Origin of the sequence: Aminivibrio pyruvatiphilus (genome assembly GCF_004366815.1) — a bacterium.
Classification (GTDB): domain Bacteria; phylum Synergistota; class Synergistia; order Synergistales; family Aminobacteriaceae; genus Aminivibrio; species Aminivibrio pyruvatiphilus.
In genome coordinates, this window is the sequence record NZ_SORI01000001.1 from 172,742 (window position 1) to 193,506 (window position 20,765).

At 62.2% G+C, this 20,765-nt stretch carries 16 protein-coding genes; 15 read left to right on the forward strand and 1 reads right to left on the reverse strand.

Translation table 11 applies throughout. From position 1 onward, the window contains the following. The 7 genes from C8D99_RS15340 (at position 1) to C8D99_RS00715 (ending at position 12,112) form a co-directional block, all read left to right on the forward strand. On the forward strand, positions 1 to 3,582 hold the full coding sequence (locus C8D99_RS15340; protein ID WP_208321021.1) for a PKD domain-containing protein: 3,582 nt from the start codon (positions 1 to 3) through the stop codon (positions 3,580 to 3,582). 89 nt (positions 3,583 to 3,671) lie between these two features. After that, positions 3,672 to 4,937 (forward strand): HDOD domain-containing protein, encoded by a 1,266-nt coding sequence (locus C8D99_RS00690; protein WP_133955322.1) that lies wholly within the window; start codon positions 3,672 to 3,674, stop codon positions 4,935 to 4,937. A gap of 1 nt (position 4,938) precedes the next feature. Beyond that, positions 4,939 to 6,609, forward strand: a complete 1,671-nt coding sequence (locus C8D99_RS00695) for a diguanylate cyclase domain-containing protein (RefSeq protein ID WP_133955324.1) — start codon at positions 4,939 to 4,941, stop codon at positions 6,607 to 6,609. Positions 6,610 to 7,213: 604 nt separating this feature from the next. After that, positions 7,214 to 8,494, forward strand: a complete 1,281-nt coding sequence (larA, locus tag C8D99_RS00700) for a nickel-dependent lactate racemase (protein WP_133955326.1) — start codon at positions 7,214 to 7,216, stop codon at positions 8,492 to 8,494. 90 nt (positions 8,495 to 8,584) lie between these two features. Beyond that, positions 8,585 to 9,568, forward strand: a complete 984-nt coding sequence (gene pdxA, locus C8D99_RS00705) for a 4-hydroxythreonine-4-phosphate dehydrogenase PdxA (RefSeq protein WP_133955328.1) — start codon at positions 8,585 to 8,587, stop codon at positions 9,566 to 9,568. 22 nt (positions 9,569 to 9,590) lie between these two features. Further along, positions 9,591 to 10,850, forward strand: a complete 1,260-nt coding sequence (locus tag C8D99_RS00710; protein ID WP_133955330.1) for a four-carbon acid sugar kinase family protein — start codon at positions 9,591 to 9,593, stop codon at positions 10,848 to 10,850. After that, positions 10,847 to 12,112: a glycerate kinase type-2 family protein gene (locus C8D99_RS00715; RefSeq protein ID WP_133955332.1), complete on the forward strand. Its 1,266-nt coding sequence runs from the start codon at positions 10,847 to 10,849 to the stop codon at positions 12,110 to 12,112. Before C8D99_RS00710 ends, C8D99_RS00715 begins: the two co-directional genes overlap by 4 nt. Positions 12,113 to 12,188: 76 nt before the next feature. On the opposite strand, the gene C8D99_RS00720 is transcribed toward C8D99_RS00715, so the two are convergent. Next, entirely contained in the window at positions 12,189 to 13,454 is a 1,266-nt protein-coding gene (locus tag C8D99_RS00720; RefSeq protein WP_166669940.1) for a sensor domain-containing diguanylate cyclase, read from the reverse strand. Positions 13,455 to 13,624: 170 nt separating this feature from the next. Between C8D99_RS00720 and C8D99_RS00725 the strand changes: the two genes are divergently transcribed. The 8 genes from C8D99_RS00725 (at position 13,625) to C8D99_RS00760 (ending at position 20,723) form a co-directional block, all read left to right on the forward strand. Continuing rightward, a complete protein-coding gene (locus C8D99_RS00725) occupies positions 13,625 to 14,287 on the forward strand; it encodes a GntR family transcriptional regulator (RefSeq protein ID WP_243833788.1) in 663 nt (220 codons plus the stop codon). Positions 14,288 to 14,297: 10 nt separating this feature from the next. Continuing rightward, positions 14,298 to 14,975 (forward strand): DUF2848 family protein, encoded by a 678-nt coding sequence (locus tag C8D99_RS00730; protein ID WP_243833789.1) that lies wholly within the window; start codon positions 14,298 to 14,300, stop codon positions 14,973 to 14,975. A gap of 12 nt (positions 14,976 to 14,987) precedes the next feature. Then, entirely contained in the window at positions 14,988 to 15,791 is an 804-nt protein-coding gene (locus C8D99_RS00735; protein ID WP_133955340.1) for a carbon-nitrogen family hydrolase, read from the forward strand. A gap of 12 nt (positions 15,792 to 15,803) precedes the next feature. Next, positions 15,804 to 16,793 carry a TRAP transporter substrate-binding protein gene (locus tag C8D99_RS00740; protein ID WP_133955342.1) on the forward strand — a complete coding sequence of 330 codons (990 nt, stop codon included), beginning with the start codon at positions 15,804 to 15,806 and terminating at the stop codon, positions 16,791 to 16,793. Positions 16,794 to 16,857: 64 nt separating this feature from the next. Next, positions 16,858 to 17,346, forward strand: coding sequence for a TRAP transporter small permease (locus tag C8D99_RS00745; RefSeq protein ID WP_133955344.1), 489 nt, complete (start codon positions 16,858 to 16,860; stop codon positions 17,344 to 17,346). A 6-nt stretch (positions 17,347 to 17,352) separates the two neighbouring features. After that, the gene (locus C8D99_RS00750) at positions 17,353 to 18,624 is read left to right on the forward strand and encodes a TRAP transporter large permease (protein WP_133955346.1); all 1,272 of its coding nucleotides are present in this window, start codon (positions 17,353 to 17,355) and stop codon (positions 18,622 to 18,624) included. Between the two features lie 22 nt (positions 18,625 to 18,646). Next, positions 18,647 to 19,039: a cupin domain-containing protein gene (locus tag C8D99_RS00755; protein WP_133955348.1), complete on the forward strand. Its 393-nt coding sequence runs from the start codon at positions 18,647 to 18,649 to the stop codon at positions 19,037 to 19,039. Positions 19,040 to 19,169: 130 nt separating this feature from the next. Next, entirely contained in the window at positions 19,170 to 20,723 is a 1,554-nt protein-coding gene (locus C8D99_RS00760) for a carbon-nitrogen hydrolase family protein (RefSeq protein ID WP_133955350.1), read from the forward strand. Positions 20,724 to 20,765 lie beyond the last annotated feature (42 nt).

The window sequence follows — 20,765 nt, forward strand, 5'->3', positions numbered from 1 at the left end:
GTGGCTGCCTGCCGTAAAGATCCTTTCTCCGCTTTTTCCGGGATACCGCCGGTCGTCCTGCTTCTCCTGATTCTTGCCTTTTGTCCCGCCGCGGCCTCCGGGGCCGACGACGGGGCGATCCTCCGGGCGGCTGAAAGGACTGCATCGGGCGTCGCTACGGCTTCCGACGAAGCGCTGCTTTTTATGGAGAACAGGCGGGTGAACCACCTGGCCATGGAGGGGAAGCTGGACGGGGAGACCTACAGGAGGGTCCAGGGTGCCTACGATAAAAAGAACCGTACCCTCGCCGCGGGAGCGGCGGCGGAGGCGGGGCTCTCGGCGGAGCAGGGGCGGAAGAGGGGGCCTTTCCGTCCGGGAACGGATACGGACGTGCAGCTCCGGGGAAAAGACCTGACCGCCGGAGACGTGGAACGGGCGAGGATGGCCTATAACGCCCGGGTGGAGGCCTATCTCCGGGAGAACGGCCTTTCCGTTGAAAAAGGAACCAACTGGGCCGCCAGGACGGAGACGGACATCATGCCCTCCCCGGCGGACATGAAGAGCCCGGGGGAATTCGCACGGGCTGCCGCCTACATCAACGGCGACGGGGGAAACATGTACGCCTCCCCCCTCGCTGCCGAAGCCCAGGGAAAACTCGACGGGGGGGATCCTGTGAGCGTCGCCGAGGGAAGGGCCTACGCCGAGGAGATGAAATCCCGGGTCGATGCCATGAAGCGGGAGAAATCCTCCCTGATGAAACAATACGCGGCCTCCGCGGACCCCGCGGAGCGGAGCTTCCTCGCCGCGGAGGTCCGCAAGGCGGAATCCCATCAGGCGAAGTACATCGACCGCATCAACAGGCTGGAGCGCAGCATCGGGGAAGGGGCCGGCCTTCCTCCCCGGGACGGGGGAACCACTTCACTCCTGGACGCCGCGAGAGCACGGGATTCCGGAGCGGCCTCCAGGAGAGGGGAAGCGGCGGTGGACGCCCTCAGCGGTCATCTTACGGAGAAGGCACTGAAAAACTACGCTTCCACCCTGGGAGAGATCGCGGATGCATCTTCCAGCCCCGCAAAACGGACGGCGCTTCAGAAGGCTGCCGCGGAAACACTGAAGGTGCTGCCTCCCTCCCGGGCCGGAGACGTCCTTGCGGAAATGGAGGCCAGGCACGGCAGGGATTTCGCCCGGGAAATGGCGGCGGAGATGAAAAAGACGGCTGCCGCGGGGGAAAAGACTCCACGGGGAGATCCCGGGGCGAAGGGGAGCACCCTCCTTCGGTCGGCGGGGTTCGTCTCCGCCGCCATCGGCGGGTACAACGCCCTGATGGAAGAGAACCGGCGCACCTCGGGAAACCCGGACTACGGAAAGGTCGCCCTGGGCCTCGCCTGGGACATGACTCTCCGGGGAACGGCCGAAGCGGTCACCACCCAAACGGCCGAATATACGAAGGCCGAGGTGGAACGGCTCCGGGAGTATTACAGAAACCGCGGAGAAGACCCCGACAGCCTCGGCGTGAAAATGAAGATCGCCGCCGGGGCCGCGGCGAAGGGAACCGCCTACGGTGCAGTGAAGGGCGGCTACGAGTTTGCCAAAGTTGCGGGCCGCTGGACCGGCGGCGCCATCGTCGAGGGGGCGGAAACGGTCATATCCCTTGCCGGAGAGGCTCTCGACACCATCAACGTCCTCGAAACCACCTCCGCCGAGCTCCACGCCCAGGGGATGGCGGTGGAGGTGCAGAATGCCCGGTCCGTTTCCTCGGGGAGGGAGCTTGTGCGGGAGCTCCGGAGAACGGCATCCCTGGCGGAGTCCCTCCTCGCGGCCATGGAGCAGAATGTGCGCTGGGCCCGGTCTCTCGACATATGGAGAAGCCGGACGCTGGACTCCCTCCGGGGAAGGGCGGACCGGCTCTCCGGACTTCCTTCCCTGGTGAAGGCCATGGAGAGGGGCGCGAAACACTGGGGGCCGGCACTGAAAAAAACCGAGTCCGACAGTGCAGGGCTCCTCCGGAGGATCGATGGGCTCAGAAAGGACCTTGCCTCCGGGAGCCCGCCCGCCGGGCTGGAGGCGGGCATAGCCACGGCGGCGGAGGACCATGCCCGGAACCGGGCCCTGTTTGAAAAAACCCTTGAGGAGATGGATGTTCTCGGGAAGGTTTCGGAGGCGGAGGAGCTTCTTTTCGCACTGGAGGAGGACCGGGCGGCCCTCCGGGAGGCGGCGGCGCTCTCCCGGGAGGGAGCGGCGGCCATGAAGCGGAACCGGGAGGCGTGGCAGTCCGCCCTCTCGGAGTTCGATCGGGTCAGAAAGGCGCTCCGGAGGGGATACGCCCACTTCTTTGAAAAGAACGGCGTCCCCGGGTGGCTGGTCATCGGAAGGGACGAGCAGGCCGCAGTCCCTCCCGGGAAAAAACTCCCCGGGGATTTCGGCTCCTGGCTCGAGACCCTCCTGCGCATGGAGGGGAGCATCCTGTCCGACCTGAAAAAAATCCCGGCCCCCGACGGAAAGGCAGGAAAGGAAGCGGAGGAAGCCTCGCGAAGAGCCCGTACCCTTGCAGGGGAGCTCCTTCCCCGTGCCCGGGCGGCCCGCGGGGCTCTCGAGGCTTCCGAAGAAGCCCTCGGCGCCCTTCTCGCCGCCGCAGCGTCGGCTCCCCGGATTCCTGTTCTTGCCCTGACCGTCCCTGGGGAGGGAAAACCGGGGCAGAATCTCGCGTTCTCCGCCGTAACGGAAAATGTCCCCCCGTCCGCCGTCATCAGGTGGGATTTCGGCGACGGAACGGCGGGGGAAGGCCCCTCGGCGGTCCATGCATACTCCAGAGAGGGACTCTACCGGGGATCGGCGGTCCTTCTCCTTGAGGGGAAACAGGCAGCCCGGAAGGACTTTTCCGTGAAAGTGGTTTCAGCCGGCGCCGGGACCCAGCCGGGAGTTCTTCCTGCCGTTCCCGGCGTCCACGAAAGGATCCAGGCTCTTTTCGGCCTGTCCGGCATCCCGGAAGGTGAACGGAAGAGCAGGGAGGACGTACCGAACGGGTATTACCTCAACACCGAGATTTTCAGCTCCGAGTGTTTCCTGGTGTACCTCACCCCCGACGGAAAGGAGATCAGGACCGCCTTCAAGGGGGCGAAGAGTATGCCCGGTCCCGGGCCCAACCGCCTGGCAGCCATCGCGGGAACCCTGGCCTACAGCAGGAAAAAACTGGTGGTCGGCTTCTTCAATGACGGAAAAGCGCTCAGGGAAAGGTCGCCTGCGGAGGTCTTTTCCGGCGGAACGGTAGTCAATTATTCCGTCTCTGATCTCCGCCAGGCTCCCGACGCCGAAGAAGCGAAGCGGTTCCACAGGGCCCGTTTCGGCCTTGACGGGGCCATGACGGCGGAGCACCTGAAAGCCCTGGGAATCACAATCCTGGAGAAAGGTTCCCTCCGGCTTTCGAGAAAGGGTCCCGCCTCCGGGGATGAGTTCGGCACATGGGTCTATGGTGCGGTGGAAGGGGACTTTCTCCTGAACTTTTCCGTCAACCGGTGGTCGGTGAGGCCCGATAACTGGAGCCCTCCGGCGTTCGACCCGGACGGGGCGGCGTTGGCCATTGCGGAGATGCTGCTGCCGAAGTGACATTCTCTCAAATGTAATTTCATTCGTGCATGATATAATTATTGCTTACAAGTCAGCCTATCGAGAGATGCAATGAAGGAGTGGTTCTGATGGGACTCCTGAACGTGGAGCAACTGAAGCCCGGAATGATTCTGGAAAAGAATCTCCTGGCTTTCAATGGACGTTTTCTGCTGCCCAAGGGGGCTGTGCTGACGGAAGGACACATCCGGACCATGAAGGTCTGGGGTGTGGTGGAAGCCGACATTGAAGGTGAATCCGACGCCGGGACCGCTGACACCTTGGTGCCGGAGATTCCCGCAGAGATCCTCCGGCAGGCGGAAAACTCACTGAAGGCCCTTTTTGCCCTTCCTCCGATGCGTTCCCCCATGAAGGAAATCTACGCCCTCGCCCTTGAACGGGCGGCGGCGGACCTCAAGGAAGGACGGAACGGCGCTGCCGGGGAACAGGCGGACAAGGGTTTCCCCCAGGGGAAAAAGAAGGGGACGGCGGGGAAAATAAAGGGGAGCCTTACCCCCTCCGATCTGGTGTCCCGGGAACTCCGCCTCGCTTCACTGCCTGACGTCTATTATCAGATCATGGAGGTCATCAACTCGGCCCGGAGCTCAGCCTCTCATATCGCCGAGGCGGTGAGCAGGGACACGAGCCTTCTCGCCAGGCTCCTCAAGCTGGTGAACAGCGCTTTTTACGGTTTTCCCTCCAAGATCGAAACCGTGTCCAGGGCCGTGGCGGTCATCGGAACGAAGGAACTGTCCACCCTCGCACTCGGCATAACGGCAGTCCAGTATTTCAGCGATATCCCCCCCGAGTTCGTGGACATGAAGAATTTCTGGAGGCATTCTGTGGCATGCGGTGTCTATGCCCGGCTGCTCGCCTCGGAAAAAGTGGGGGTGTCGGAGGAGCGCCTTTTTGTTGCGGGGCTGCTTCACGATCTTGGCAAACTCGTCCTCTACCGGCAGATTCCCTTCTCGGCCAGGGAGGCCATGGAGCTCTCCGCGGAAAGAAGAATTCCCATCTGCGAGGCGGAAAGAGAGCTCCTCGGCTTTGACCACGCCCAGGTGGGGGCCCTTCTCCTGAGAGAATGGAAAATTCCCGCCCCCCTGGAAACGGCGGTTCGCTTCCACCACGGTTCCGCGGGTTTTCCCTCCGCCCTCGAGCCCTCCCTTCTGAATGTGGCGGACACGCTCGCAATCGCCATGGGCATGGGAAAAAGCGGCTCCTCAGTTGTCCCCGAAATTGAGCCTGCTGCCTGGGAAGCCACGGGACTTTCCGCCGGGGTCTTCCAGCCGGTGGTCCGGCAGGGGGACAGGCAGATAGACGACATCACGGCGGCTTTTCTCGGAAACGGGGGACGGTGAAGTGGTCTTCCCTGAAGAGCGTATTGCCTGCCTCGAGCGGCGCCTTCGGGTTCTTGAAGAGACGAACGCCTTCCTGTGGAAGGAAAAAAGCTTTGCCGTGGAAAACCTGGAATCGGCGGTCACCCTTGGCAGCTTCGACACGAGCCTCAACCGTCTCGACGATCCCCGGCCCATCCTCGAGGAAATTCTCGCCAGGGCGGCGACCATCCTGCCCTTCAAATCCGCCGCAGTATATCTTGTCACGGAAGATTCCTCCTTCACCCAGGCCCTGTGTTCCCCTCATGGACAGGGAGCGGAACTGGAGGAGCTCGTTTCCCGGAGGATCGAAGACCGTACGTTCGCCTGGGCTCTCAAGAGAAGAAAATCAGTCCTGTCCGGCGTATCCGGACCTGAACCCCTCCATCTCCTCCACGCCCTGTCCACCATATCCCGGACCAGGGGAATGTTCGTCGGCATTCTCGAAGGAGAGTGGCAGCACCTGTCGGATTATTCCCTTTCCCTTCTCTCGGTGCTGCTCTCCGCCGCCGCCGGAGCGCTGGAGAGCTTCGAGCTGTACCGGAATCTCAGGCGGCTGAACAGGGACCTTGCGGATAGGATGTCCCAGCTTGAGGAATCCCGGAGAGAACTGGAGGAATACCGGAAATTCCTCGAGCAGCAGGTGGAGCAGAGGACAAGGGAACTCTCCCGGGCGAACGAGGAGATGAAGATGGAGATCGCAGAGCGGATGCGGGCCGAGGAGGATCTCCGCTCGAGCGAGGAGATGCTCAGGCTCGCCGTGGAGGGCATGGGGGACGGAGTCTGGATCTGGAACAGAACGACCGGCAAGACCGATCTCTCCCCTCTTTCAGCTGAGATCCTGTGCGGAGGTGCTGAAGATCCGGCGTTCTGCATCTCGAAATCGGCGTCTGCCGAAGCCTGGGAGCGGATTATCCACGAGGAAGACCGGGAACGGCTTTCCAGGAGAAAGGAGCGGTGTTTCGCCGGGGACGCGGCGGCGTACAGTGCGGAATACCGGGTTATGGGAAAGGAAGGACAGGAACGGTGGATCCTCGAGCGGGGAAGGGTGGTCCGGAAGGACGGGGATGGGCGGCCTCTCACAATTGCCGGTACCCACTCGGACATCACCGGAAGAAAAAAACTGGAGGACCACATCCGTTTCCAGGCCACTCACGATTTCCTCACCGGGCTGCCGAACCGCTTTCTCTTCGAGGACCGGCTCACCCAGGTTCTGGCCCGGGCGAAGAGGCAGAAGAGAAAGGCCGCCCTTTTCTTCGTGGACATGGACGATTTCAAGAAAGTGAATGACCGGTACGGACATCCTGCGGGTGATGCCGTCCTAAAGGAGGCGGGCGCCCGCATTGTTTCCTGCGTGCGGGAAATGGACACCGTCTGCAGGCTGGGAGGGGACGAGTTCACCGTCATTCTGCCGGACATCGGCGGCGCAGGCGAGGCTGAAATGGTAGCCGGCCGGATCCTTGAAGCCTTCGGAGAGCCTTTTTTTCTCGGGGGAGAGAGCGTATCCCTCTCTCTGTCAGTGGGGATAGGAATCTTCCCGGACCACGGCGAGACCATGGAGCAGCTTCTGGTCAACGCCGACGAAGCTATGTACAGGACCAAGGGACAGGGGAAGAAGATCTGCTTCCTCCCTCCCCGGAACACGTTTGCCCCCTGACGAACACCCTCTCTTCTGACCCCTAAATCCGCAGCTTCTCCTGGCAGAGGGAGTGTCGCCGGGCATAAGGTGAATTCGCCCCGCCAGGGGCGAAGAGAGGATCCCCTGGGGGATAAGGTGAATTCGCCCCGCCAGGGGCGAAGAGAGGATCCCCTGGGGGATAAGGTGAATTCGCCCCGCCAGGGGCGAAGAGAGGATCCCCTGGGGGATAAGGTGAATTCGCCCCGCCAGGGGCGAAGAGAGGATCCCCTGGGGGATAAGGTGAATTCGCCCCGCCAGGGGCGAAGAGAGGATCCCCCCTGGGGGATAAGGTGAATTCGCCCCGCCAGGGGCGAAGAGAGGATCCCCTGGGGGATAAGGTGAATTCGACCCGTCAGGGTCGAAGAGATCATCCCCTGGGGGACAGCGCCCGGGCCGGGCGGCCCAAGCGAGCACCGGTGACGCTCCCCGCTGCCTGCGGATTTAGGTGACCGGTGTGCCGTTGACCTTTTTCCCGTTTTCCGCAACAATACTTCCCGAACATCCGGCAAGCGGAGGTTCTGGAGGCCTGTGCTTTCCCGCCGGTGACCGGTCCGGAACCGGTGAAAAAAGGAGGCGATTCCGGGTGAGGGTATTCCTTCCCTACGGCAGTTCCCACATAACCTGCGAAATACCTGATTCCAGGCTTCGGGCGATCCTCTCCCCGAAGCTTCCGGAAGCGGAGGAGAAGACGGGAGAAGCGATCGTCAGAGCGTCTCTCGCCCGTCCCGCCGGCAGCCCTCCTCTCAGGGAGCTCGCCGGAGGAAAGAAGAACGTGGTCATTCTTTCCAGCGATCATACCCGTCCCGTCCCCAGCGCCGTCATCATGCCCCTTCTCCTGGAGGAAATCCGCGCCGGGAATCCCGGGGCCGACATCACCATACTCGTCGCCACGGGATGCCACAGGAGCACAACGGAGGACGAACTCGAGGAGAGGTACGGCACGGAAATTGTCCGCAGCGTTCGGATCGTGGTCCACGACAGCCTGGACGAGAACAGCCTCGTATCCGTGGGCACCCTGCCCTCGGGAGGAGAACTGGTTCTCAACCGCCTCGCAGTGGAGGCGGACCTTCTCGTTGCGGAAGGATTCATCGAACCCCACTTTTTTGCCGGCTTCTCCGGCGGACGGAAGAGCGTTCTTCCCGGCGTGGCGGCCTACAGGACGGTCCTGGCCAACCACTGCGCCGAGTTCATCGCCTCCCCCGGGGCGAGGACGGGGATCCTCGAGGGAAACCCTATCCACGAAGACATGGTCTACGCCGCCAGGAAAGCGGGGCTCGCCTTCATCTGCAACGTGGTCCTCGACCCGCAGAAGCGCATCACCGCCGCCTTCAGCGGGGACATGGAGAAAGCCCACGAAGAGGGGTGCGCCTTCCTGAGCCGTTTAGCAAAGGTGCAGGCTGTGCCTGCGGACATCGTGATCACGGGCAACGGCGGATATCCCCTCGACCAGAACATCTACCAGGCAGTGAAGAGCATGACCGCTGCCGAGGCCTCCTGCAGGCCGGGAGGGATCATCATCGAGGCGGCGGAATGCAGGGACGGTCACGGAGGAGAGGCTTTCTACCATGCCTTCCGGGATATACCCACCGCCCGGGGGGTGCTGGACAGCATTCTCGCCAGGGGGAGGGACAGCACCGAACCGGACCAGTGGGAGATCCAGATTTTCGCCAGGATCCTCATGAACCATACCGTCATTCTGGTGACGTCGGCGCCGAGGGAGACGGCGGAGTACATGAACATGAAATGGGCTCCCTCCCTGCAGGATGCCCTTGCGCTTGCTGAGGAGATCCTGGGTGACGGGAACGCCGCCGTGACGGTTATCCCCGACGGGGTGTCGGTTATCGTGGATACCCCGGGGAAGTGACGGGAACACGCCGGTCCGAAACAGCCCCCTGTATCGTCCTGCCCGGCCTGGGCCGGGCAGCTATTATTCTATTCCGGAGGAGAGATCGTCATGACAAAGCCCGTAATCGGCATCACCATCGGAGACCCCTCGGGAGTGGGTCCCGAGATCAGTCTTAAAACCCTGAGGAACGAAGAAGTACTGGCCTCCTGCATTCCTGTCCTGTACGGCGACGAGGCGGTCCTCCGCAGGGCGGCCCCTATTGTGGGCTGTTCGGAAAAGATCGCGGCCGTCAGCGGGCCGGAGGAGGCGAAGGCTGGGCAGATAAGCGTCGTATCCCCCGGCGTCCTGACGGGGGACTATGAATTCGCGAAAGTCCAGGGACACTGCGGCAGGGCCGCTTTCGCCTACATCGAGAGGGCCATTGCCGACGCCGCTGCGGGAAAGATTGCCGCCGTGGTCACCGGTCCCATCAACAAGGAAGCTCTCCACGCCGGAGGAATCAATTATTCGGGCCACACGGAAATTTTCGCCGACCTGACGGGAACGAAAGATTACGCCATGCTGCTCATGGGCGGGGGCGTCCGGGTGATCCACGTTTCTACCCACGTGGCTCTCCGGGAGGCATGCGACAGGGCGAAGAAGGAACGGGTCCTGACGGTGATCCGCCTCGCCGACGCAGCGGTGAAGGCCCTCGGGGTGCCGAAGCCCCGGATCGCCGTGGCGGGGCTCAACCCCCACAGCGGCGAAAGCGGACTCTTCGGCCGTGAGGAGATCGAGGAGATCATCCCCGCCATTGAAACCGCCAGGGCCGAGGGGATGGATGTCACGGGCCCCGTGCCTCCTGATACCGTCTTCGTGAAAACCCTCCGGGGCGAGTCGGACATCGTGGTGGCCATGTACCATGACCAGGGACACATCCCTCTCAAGATCACCGATTTCATGGGAGGGGTCAACGTGACGGTGGGGCTTCCCATCATCCGCACCTCGGTGGACCACGGCACGGCCTACGGCAAGGCCGGCAAGGGGACGGCGGACGAATCGAGCATGGTGTCCGCGGTGCGGGCGGCGGTGCAGTTCGCCCGGAACCGCTAGAAGGCTGAAGTGCCTCGCCCCCATGGACAGGCGATACGTCATCATAGCCGATGACCTCACCGGCGCGAACGATGCGGGTATCCAGTTTCTCAAAGCGGGGTATTCCTCCTCGGTGACCCTGGATCCTGCCGCCCTCGGGACACTGGAAGAGGACGGGGCGGCGGTTCTCGATACGGAGTCGAGAAACATCCCGGAGGAGGAGGCAGCCGCCCTCCTGGAAAAAGCTCTCCCCCATCTCGCCCCGCTGAAGGGGAAGGGTATTTTCTTCAAGAAAGTGGACTCCACCCTGAGAGGCAATATCAGGGCGGAGACGTCGGTGCTCCGGGACGGCCTGGGTTTTTCCCTCACGGTCTTCGCCCCTGCCTACCCAGGAAACCGGAGGACTGCCGTGAACGGCCTGCTGCTTCTGGACGGCGTTCCCGTGGCGGAGACGGAAATGGGGCGGGATCCCAGGAAACCGGCGGCCACATCTTCCCTGGCGGAATGCCTTCAGGGAAAGGAGATTGCCGGGGCGAGGCAAGTGTCCCTGGACGAGATACGGAAGGGAATGGTCCCCGCCATCCTCGAAAGAGCCGGATTCAGGAGGAATTTCTGCTTCGATTCCGAAACGGAGGAGGACCTGGAGCTCATCGCCCGGAGCGTTCTCGCCTCCGTTCCCGCTGAAGACGTGCTGTGGGTCGGATCGGCGGGGCTCGCGGGAGCCCTGGTTTCTTCCGTACGGCCCGTACTGCTCGTGGTGGTGAGCCTCAGTCCCAGGAGCGTTCTCCAGGCGGGGCACGTCATTAAAAAGGGGATGGCCGCTCCCGTTCCGGCAGACATCGGCGCTCTTCTCTCCGACGGTCCCGGGGAGGCGGAGCGCCTGGCCCGGGAAGCTGCGGTCCTGCTCCGGCAGGGAAAGAATGTCCTTCTGACCTCCTCCCTGGAGGAACAACAGGTGAAGGCGGGGCGGAACGCAGATGCAGGGGAGCGCATCTGTGCCGTGCTGGCGGATGCGGTTTCCCGCATCCTGGCGGCGTGCGGGGCAGGCGGGGTCTTTGTCACCGGCGGCGAGGCGGCCATCCATGTGGTCCGGGCCCTCGGGGGCAGGGGCGTCTCCCTGGTCGGCGAGGTTGAGCCCGGCATTCCCCTGGTACGGCTCATCGGAGGTCCCCTGGAGGGACTTCCCCTGATCACCAAGGCCGGCGGGTTCGGCGCGCCCGAAACCATGGAGCGATGCATCGGCGTCCTGTCCGCCTTCCGCGGGAAGAAAAATTCGAAAAGCGAGGTGACCGCTGGATCATGAAACGAATTCGCGATGACGCCATGAAGATCGGACTGAAGGCCATCGAGACGGTCCTGCCGGAAAATGCGGTGAGGGCGGCTCTTCGGGGCGGGGAGTTCTCCGGCCGGACCAACGGCGGGGGGAAAGTTGTCCTCGTCGCCATCGGAAAGGCGGCCTGGCGGATGGCGAAGGCCGCCTCCGAAACTCTCGGGGACAGGCTCTCCGGCGGCACGGTGGTCACCAAGTACGGCCACTCCATGGGGCAGATAGAAGGACTGGAAATTTTCGAGGCGGGGCATCCTTTCCCCGACGGGAACACTCTCAGCGGCACGGCCAGGGCACTGGAAAAAGTGAAACATCTTTCGGAAGGGGACACGGTGCTCTTTCTCGTGTCGGGGGGAGGTTCCGCCCTTTTTGAAAAGCCCCGGGACGGTGTGACCCTGGAGGATCTCGTGTCGGTGACGGACCAGCTTCTTGCCTGCGGCGCCGACATCGTGGAGATCAACACGATCCGGAAGCGACTCTCGTCGGTCAAGGGCGGCAGGTTCGCGCGCTTTGTCGAGCCCGCCCGCCTTTTTGCCGTGGTGCTCTCCGACGTGCTGGGAGACCGTCTGGACAGCATCGCTTCCGGTCCGGCCCATCCTGACGGATCCACGGTGCGGGACGCCCTCCGGATCGTGGAAAAGTACGGCCTGTCCCTGCGCCCGGGCCTCCTCGAGGCCCTCGGGGAGGAGACGCCGAAGGAACTGGGCAACGTCTCCACGGTGATTGCGGGAAGCGTGTCCGCTCTCTGCGCCGCCGCGGAAAAAACCGCTTCGGAACTGGGGTACCGGACACTGCTGCTCACCACCACCCTGAACTGTGAGGCCAGGGAGGCCGGATCCTTTTTGGCGTCCATCGCCCGGCAGATCCGGGCGTCCGGCACTCCGCTGCAGCCTCCCTGTGCGGTGGTGCTCGGAGGGGAGACGGTGGTGCACCTCAAAGGAAAGGGCAAGGGCGGACGGAACCAGGAACTGGCTCTTGCCGCAGCCCTGGGAATCAGGGAACTGCAGGACACGGTTCTTCTTTCCCTGGGGTCCGACGGTACCGACGGTCCCACCGACGCCGCGGGTGGGCTCGTGGACGGCCATACCGCCGGGGTTCTCGCGGGCCTGGGCATGGACCCGGAATCCCTGCTTGCGGAGAATGACTCCTACCGGGGCCTTGACGCCTGCGGCTGTCTCGTCAGAACCGGGCCCACGGGGACAAACGTGAACGACCTGGCCGTGCTGCTCTGCAGGTAGCCGGCTTTTCCGGGAAAAGAAGAAGGGCTCCCCCTTCAGGGGGAGCCCTTTGTCATCGAAAGAGGGGGAGAGGAGGCTATTCCCCGGCCGGTGCGGGTTCTGCAAAGACGAAGCAGTCGCCTCCCGCAGTCTTCCCCGAGGAGAGAGCCGTTTCCGCCGACCGGAGGAGGGTCTTCCCGTCCAGTCCGTTTTCGGGGAACAGGCTGATGCCGATGGTGGCCGACAGGGAAATGTTCCCGCTGTACCCCACGGCCGCCGTTCGCACCGCCCCGAGGATCCGGTCCGCCGTCATGGCGGCTTCCTCCCTGTTCCGCAGCTTCGGGAGGATGAGGTAGAAGTTCACTCCCTCCATTCGGTAGAGGATGTCGTCCTGGCGGCAGGCGCCCTGAATTTTTCGGGCCACTCCCTTAAGCAGGAGGTCGGCCATGTCCCGTCCGATGGCCTCGTTCACCGCATTGAAATGGTCCAGGTCGATCATGAAAAAAGCCAGGGATGAACTGGTCCGCTGGGCGTCCGCCAGGGAGAAGAGCAGCTTCCTGTTGAAATGCCCCCTGTTCGACGGGCTTCCGAGGGGGTCGTGGCCTGCCTGGAGCATGATTTCATCCTCCAGTTCCTTCCTGGATGTGGCATCCAGGGCCACCACGATGGCCGACCGTTTTCCCCCGAAGGATCCGGCGAAGGGCGATACCCGGGCCTCCTGGAAATAAGTCCGCCCGCCGACGGAAATCTCGAAGGTGAAAAACTGCGGGGTTTCCGTTTCGATACACCGTTTCACCGGAATGAGGAGTTCACTGCCCCGTTCCGGGGGCAGCACCTCGTCAACTTTCTTTCCCACAAGTCCGGCCGCTTCCTTCACAAGGGGGGTATCCGGCGACCCGGTGACCCGGAGGCATTCCCCGTCTTCCGCCACGACGAGAAGCACCGCGGGAATGGCGTTCAGCAGTGCCTGGAGATCCTCTTCGTTCTTCCTGAGACGAACGTCCGCTTCCTTGTGGGCCGTTATGTCCGCAAGAGTCCAGAGAAATTCGTCGGGAACGCCGGGGGAGTGCTCCAGGCGGCATACCCTGTGGGATACCCACCGCCAGTTCCCGTCTGCTGCGGCGATCCTGTACACCCTGGATGCGCAGTCCGGCACCAGGTCCAGCCCGTCCCTGTCGGCGGGGTGGATGATATCTGCATAGCGGACTTTCCCCGAGGTGAAATCGGAAGGGGTATATCCGAAGGAGGCGATGGCTCCCGAGACGAAGCACGGCACGTCCCTGCTGCCGGAAAGCCAGACCATGGAAACCACCGGACTGATGTTGACCACGTGTTCGAAATTGACTCCGCCGCAACTCTCCATTTCCGCTTCAGCTCCCTTTGCTCTGTTCTTCAACGACCGGAAAGGCATGCCCGCGACCTTCCGGAGCAATTGTACCATACGCTGTCGTACCCTTTCCCTCCGGCCCTCTTGACAGGATGCATTTGATTGATTATTCTTGTGGTATACCATGGAAGGAAGTGGTATACCACTTGAGGAAGGACAATCTTGCCTCCGGGGTGTACGAGAGGATCAAAAAGGGCATTCTCTCCCTGGAGTATCCCCCGGGGTATATTCTGCAGGAGCGGAATCTCGCCGAAGAGCTCGGCATGAGCCGGACTCCGGTCCGGGAGGCGGTCCACCGCCTCTCCCAGGAGGGGTGGCTGCGGGTGAATTCCCGGAAGAACATCCAGGTCCGCCCGGTGTCGTCTTCTGATCTTCGGGAGGTGTTCCAGGCGCGGAAGATTCTCGAGCGGGACGCCCTGGAGCTTCTTCTCGCCACGGGCCTTGCCCGGGAGGCGGGGCGGAAGATGGCCGCCATGGCCGGGGCGATGAATGAGTCCCGGGGAAGCCTGTTTTCCTTCATCACGGCGGACCAGTCGTTTCACTCGGTGCTCTTTCTCGTTCTGGGGAACTCCGTTCTCCGGAAATTCTGGAACGCCGTAAGCGAGGAGATGATCTGGCTGGGCATGCTGGCCATGAACGAGAAACGGTATGACGACGTCCTGGCGGAACACGGCAGAATACTGGCGGCAGTGGAGGAAGGCAGAAAGCGGGCTGCCCGGGAGGCCCTCCTGGAGCATCTCGAAAAAACAGAGGACATACTGTTGCGGAAGATCGACGACGTTTCGTCCTCATACGGAAGAGGGAGCTGACGACATGCGGATGAAAAGTGCTGTACTGAGAAAAGACGGTGTCTCCGGAGAGGTGCTTCTCTCCTGGGATGCCTGCGTGGCGGCGGGGTACACCGGCCGGGACCAGGCGGGAGTGCTCGCCCACGTGGAGGAGCTGCGGAAGATCGGCGTTCCGGCTCCCGAGAAGGTGCCGTCCATGTACTGGGTGGAGCCGGAGCGGGTGTCGAACACGGGCCTGCTGTGGGTGGTGGGCGAATTTTCCTCCGGCGAGGGAGAGGTGTTCCTCGCCCGGGACGAGAGGGGAAACCTCTGCGTGACCGTGGCCAGCGACCATACGGACAGGGCTCTCGAGACGGTGTCGGTGGCCAAGGCGAAGCAGGCCTGCTCGAAGGTCATCGGCTCCCTCTTCTGGAGGGTGGACGAGGTCAGGGGACACTGGGATTCCATCGAACTGAGAACCTGGAATGACGGGAAGCTCTACCAGGAGGGAACCCTCGGGAAAATGCTTCCCCCGGAGAAGCTTTTCGAACTGGCCAGGGAGGACGCCCCGGCCGGGACGGGAAGGCTCGCCCTGTTCAGCGGCACCCTGCCGGTGCTCGGCGAGGGGATCGTCTACGGGACGCGGTACGTCCTCTCCCTGAAGGATCCCGTTCTTGGAAGGGAGATCCGGCACGAGTATTCCGTCCGGGTCCTTCCCGACCGCAATTGAGGAGGTGGTTCCGTGAAGCTTCGAGTCGGCGTGCTGCAGCTTGATGTCGCCCTGGGCGACCGGGAGAAGAACAGGAAAAACGTGGAGAAGTGGATGGCCTCGGTGTCCGTTCCGTCCGACATGCCCACGGCGGTGGTCATACCGGAGATCTGGGACGTGGGGTACGCCCTCGACAGGGCGGCGGAACTCGCGGACCCGGAAGGCAAGGGGGCGGCCGAGTTTCTCGGAAGCCTGGCGAAGAAGTACGGGGTGTGGTTCGTGGGCGGTTCCGTGCTCGCCTCCACGGGGAGCGGCTTCGCGAACCGCGCCCAGGTGATCAACCCCAGGGGCGAGCTGGTGGCCTACTACGACAAGGTCCATCTCATTCGCCTCATGGAGGAGGAAAAGTATTTCACCGGCGGCAGAAAGGAATGCCTCTTCTCCCTCGAGGGAGCGAAGGCGGGCTGCGTCATCTGCTACGACATCCGGTTCTGCGAATGGCTGCGCACCTATGCCCTCCGGGGCACGGAGGTGCTTTTCGTGAGCGCCGAGTGGCCGAGTCCCCGGGCGGATCACTGGAAGACCCTTCTCCGGGCGAGGGCCATCGAAAACCAGATGTACATGGTGGCCTGCAACCGGTGCGGCACCACCGGGGACACCCATTTCGGCGGCGGCTCCATGATCCTCGGCCCCAAGGGAGAGGTCCTCTTCGAGGGCGGGGAAGGCGAAGAGGCGGGGTTTGTCACCATTGACCTCGACGAGGTGTCCAGGACCAGGAATTTCCTGACGGTCTTCAATGACAGGGTACCCGATATCTACGGGACCCATCTTAAATAGGAGGGGAAGAAAATGAAGAAGAGCGGAGTGTTTCTTGCGGCAGTTGCGGTGTTCATGTTCCTTCTGACCGGGGCGGCGTTTGCTGCGGTGGAGTTCAAGTTCGCCCACTCGGGAAGCCTGGAGCACCAGTACCAGATCGGAGCGGAGCAGTTCAAGAAGCTCGTGGAGGAGAAGTCCGGCGGAGAGATGAAAGTCATCATCTTCCCGCAGGCTCAGCTCGGCGGCGAGAGGGACCTGGCCGAAGGAGTCCGCATGGGCACCATCGAAATGAGCTCCGTGGCGGCGGGCAACATGGCAGGGTTCGTTCCCGAGCTCCAGGTGTTCGGCGTGCCTTTCCTCTTCCAGACCAGGGAGCAGGTGTACTCAGTGATCGACGGCCCCGTGGGCAAGGATCTTGCTGACATCATGCTCGGCAAGGGCTTCGTGAACCTCTCCATCTGGGAGGTCGGTTTCAGGAACATCACCAACAACATCCGGCCCGTGAAGACCCCCGACGATATGAAGGGACTGAAGATCAGGGTCCAGGAGTCCAAGATCTGGATCGAGTTCATGAAGAGTCTCGGCGCCGTAGCCACCCCCATTCCCTTCGGCGAGCTCTATACCGCCCTGCAGCAGAAGGTTGTGGACGGCCAGGAGAATCCCGTGGCCACCATCTACTCCATGAAGTTCTACGAGGTGCAGAAATACCTCTCCCTTACGGGGCACACATACGAACCCGCTCTCGTGGTGGCCAACCCCAAGTGGTTCAACGGCCTCGACCCGAAGCACCAGGCCATACTGAAGGAAGCTGCCATGGAAGCGGCCGTCTTCCAGCGGCAGAAGCTTGCCGAGCTGGACAGGGAGCGCTTCGAGGTTATCCGGAAGGCAGGAGTGGAAGTGGAGGAGAACCCCGACAAGGCAGCCTTCGCCAAAGCCACGGAGGATCTTCATAAGGTTCTCGCCGACTCCGTTCCCGAGGCCCTTGTCCAGAAGATAAAGGATGAAGTCGCAAAGGTGAAGTAGCACCCCGCGGCTCCGGGGGGACCTCCCCCGGAGCTTTTTTTTCGAGAGCTCGAGGTGGAGTCAGGTGAAAAAAATACAGACGTTTTTTTCCGTTCTCACGGGAATCTGCCTTGCGGTAGTTTTTGCCGTGACCTTCGGCCAGGTAATCCAGCGGTATGTATTCCAGCTCCCCATGCCCTGGGCGACGGACATAATCCGGATTTTCTTTGTCTACTCAGTGTTTTTCGGCATGGCGGTAGGGGTCTTCAAGAAGGCCCACCTCAACATCGACGTCCTTGTCCAGGTCCTGCCTCCGCGGCTCAAGCCATGGTTCGATCTTCTGTCCAACATCGTGGTCTGCACCTTTCTGACCGTGGTGCTGCGGTACAGCTTTTCCTTCATGACGGCCAATGCCGACCAGGTGACCCCCTACCTCCTTTTCCCCATGAGCTATGTGTACATGGTCATCCCCTTTACGGTAGGCTTTATGGTCCTCTTTCTGGCGCTGGATACGGTGAAGCTCCTGGGGACTATGGCAGGAAGAGGGAACGGCTCCTCTTCCGCCGGGAGGTGACGGGCCATGCTCTGGATAGCCGGCCTGTTCGGCGTTTTCCTGCTGGGAATTCCCATCTCCTTCTCCCTGGGGGCCACGACCCTCGCAGGGCTGCTCGGCATGGGGCTGCCCCTTGAAGTCATTGTCCAGCGGATGTTTACGGGCATCGATAACTTCGCCTTCGTGGCCATCCCCCTGTTCATCCTCGCGGGCAACCTGATGGCCGTGGGCGGTATTTCGAAGCGGATCACCACCTTTTCCGAAGCCCTGGTGGGGCACTGGCCCGGCGGGCTCGGCATGGTGGCCATCGTGGCCTCCATGATCTTCGCGGCGGTCACTGGCTCCGCCATAGCGGCCACGGCGGCCATCGGCGCCCTGCTCATCAGCGAGATGATCTCCAAGGGGTATTCCCGGGCCTATTCGGCATCCCTGGTGGCCACGGCGGGATCCATAGGGCCCATCATCCCGCCGAGCATCCCCCTGGTGGTGTACGGCGTCATCGTGGGCAGCTCCATCGCGAAGCTGTTCATGGGCGGCGTCATTCCCGGTCTTCTCATGGGCTTTTTCCTCATGGTCGCCAACTGGCTCATCAGCAAACGGAGGGGCTACGTGGGACGGGAAAAGCGGGCCTCGGCGGCGGAACTCCGCCAGGGCCTCAAGGATGCCGTCCTCGCCCTTCTCATGCCGGTGATCATCATCGGCGGCATCGTGGGGGGCATCTTCACCCCCACCGAGTCGGCTGCCATCGCGGTAGCCTACGCCCTTCTCCTCGGCGGGCTCGTCTACAGGGAACTCTCCTGGAAGAAGATCGCCCACGCCTTTATCGAGGCGGCCATAACCAACGGGGTCATTCTCACGGTGCTCATGACGGCGAGCCTCTTCATCTGGTTCATGACGGTGAAGATGATCCCCCAGTCCATCACCCAGAGCCTGCTCCAGGTCATCGACACCAAGTGGGGCGCCCTGATGGTGATGAACATCATTCTGCTCATCGCCGGAACCTTCATCGACACCACCAGCGCCCTCACCATTTTCGTTCCCCTCTTCCTTCCCCTGGTGAAGACCTTCGGCATCGACCTGATCCATTTCGGCGTCATGGTGGCGGTGAACCTGACCATCGGCATGTGCACCCCGCCCCTGGGAGTGTGTCTCTTCGTTTCCTGCGAGATTGCAGGCACCTCCCTCCGGGAGATGTTCAGGGACCTGGTGATCATGCTCATACCCCTGCTGATCCTGCTGCTGCTCATAACCTACGTCCCCGCCGTGGTGACATGGCTGCCCGATTTCCTCGGGCTCTGATTTATCCATAAGGAGGATTGTCATGGCAAAACCGGAGATGGAGTTTACCGATACCCTGCCCCTGGGACAGTGGAGACAGGTGGAGGGAGCGGAAAAAGGGGTGTTTGAAAAGATCCTTTCCTGGGACCCCGATACGGGGAACCTGACCCGACTGGTGAAGTTCGCCTCGGGCGTGCGGATCCCGAAGACCCAGGTCCACGATTTCTGCGAGGAGGTGTTCATCCTCGAAGGGTACATGGTGGACACGGCGAAAAAACTGACCGCCCCTTCCGGGTATTACGCCTGCAGGCCGGTGGGCATGATCCACGGCCCATACGAGGTTCCGGTCTCGTGCCTCTGCTTCGAGACCAGGTACCAGGATCCGGCCCGTCCGCTGAACCCCGGCTGCTCCCTGTACGGGATGAAACCGGAATAACCGGCCGAACCGCCCCGGATTTTTTCGGGGCGGTTGTTTTTTCTCAGCGTTCGTCCTTACGCATGTTTTTCTTCCCGGCGCACCGTATAATAGAAAAAAAGGAAACTCTGCATTGAAAGGACGGACGCTCATGGCCCGGAAACGGTACCAGCACGAACTGGAGCTGCGCCAGTTCACCCTTGAAGATTATGACGAAGTGAAGCGGATAATGGACAGAATATACCCGAAAATGGGAGGAGCCTGGACCAGGGAACAGTTCAGGTCGATGATCACCCGCTTTCCCGAGGGGCAGCTCTGTATCGAGGACAAGGGCAGGGTGGTGGCCGGAGCCTTTTCCCTCGTCATAGACTATTCCCGCTTCGGCGACAGGCACACCTACAATGAGGTCGTCGGCGACGGCACCCTGAAAAACCATGATCCGGAAGGGGATTTCCTCTACGGCATCGACATCTTCGTCTCCCCCGACTACAGGGAGAAACGGCTCGGCAGACGTCTCTACGACGCCAGGAAGGAACTCTGCGAAACCCTGAACCTCAAGGGGATCATCATCGGAGGCCGGATTCCCGGCTATGCCGAATGGGCGGACAAAAAAACCCCCCAGCAGTACCTCCGCATGGTAAACAACCGGGAGATCTCCGACCCCGTCCTCACGTTCCAGGTCAGCAACGACTTCCACTACAAGAAGATGGTGGAAAACTACTGGCCGGAGGATTACAGCTCCAAGGGATACGGCGTCATCATGGAGTGGAACAACATCTATTACGAGGAGCGGAAGAGGCTCATCTCCAAGGTGAAGACCTACATGCGCCTCGGGGTCGTCCAGTGGCAGATGCGGAGCTTCGAGTCCTTCGAGGACTTTCTGCAGCAGGTGGAGTTTTTCGTGGACACCCAGGCCGGGTACAATACGGACCTCATGCTCTTCCCCGAACTGTTCAACGCCCCTCTGTTGGCCCAGTTCGACCAGGAGGACCCGGCAGAGGCCATGCGGTCCCTGGCGGGGTACACGGCGGAACTCCGGAAGAGCCTTGTGGAGATGGCGGTCTCCTACAACATCAACATCGTGTCGGGGAGCGTGCCTGAGCTCAGGAACAACCGGCTGTACAACGTCTCCTTCCTCTGCAGGAGGGACGGCACCTGGGACCAGCAGTACAAGCTCCATATCACTCCTGACGAGTACCGGTACTGGGGCCTCCAGGGAGGACACGACCTCCGGGTCTTCCAGACGGACGTGGGGAAGGTGGGCATCCTCATCTGCTACGACGTGGAATTTCCCGAGCTCTCCCGGTACCTGGCCATCAAGGGAATGGACATTCTGCTCATCCCCTTCTGGACGGACACCAAGAACGCCTACCTCAGGGTGCGGCGCTGCGCCCAGTCCCGGGCCATCGAGAACGAATGCTACGTGGCCATCGCCGGGAGCGTGGGGAACATCCCCAAGGTGGAGAACATGGACATCCAGTACGCCCAGTCCGCCATCTTCACCCCTTCGGACTTCGCCTTTCCCCACGACGCCGTGGCGGCGGAGGCGACTCCTAATACAGAAATGGCCCTCATCGCCGACCTCGACGTGGAGCTCCTGAAGGAACTCCGGCTCCAGGGAAGCGTCCGGAACCTGTCAAGCCGCCGGACGGACCTGTACTGGATCGACTGGCTGAAGGAAAAGGAACGGGAAGAGGAAGAGTAGCGAAAAAGGGCGGGCCCGGAAGGCCCGCCCTTTGTACGATGT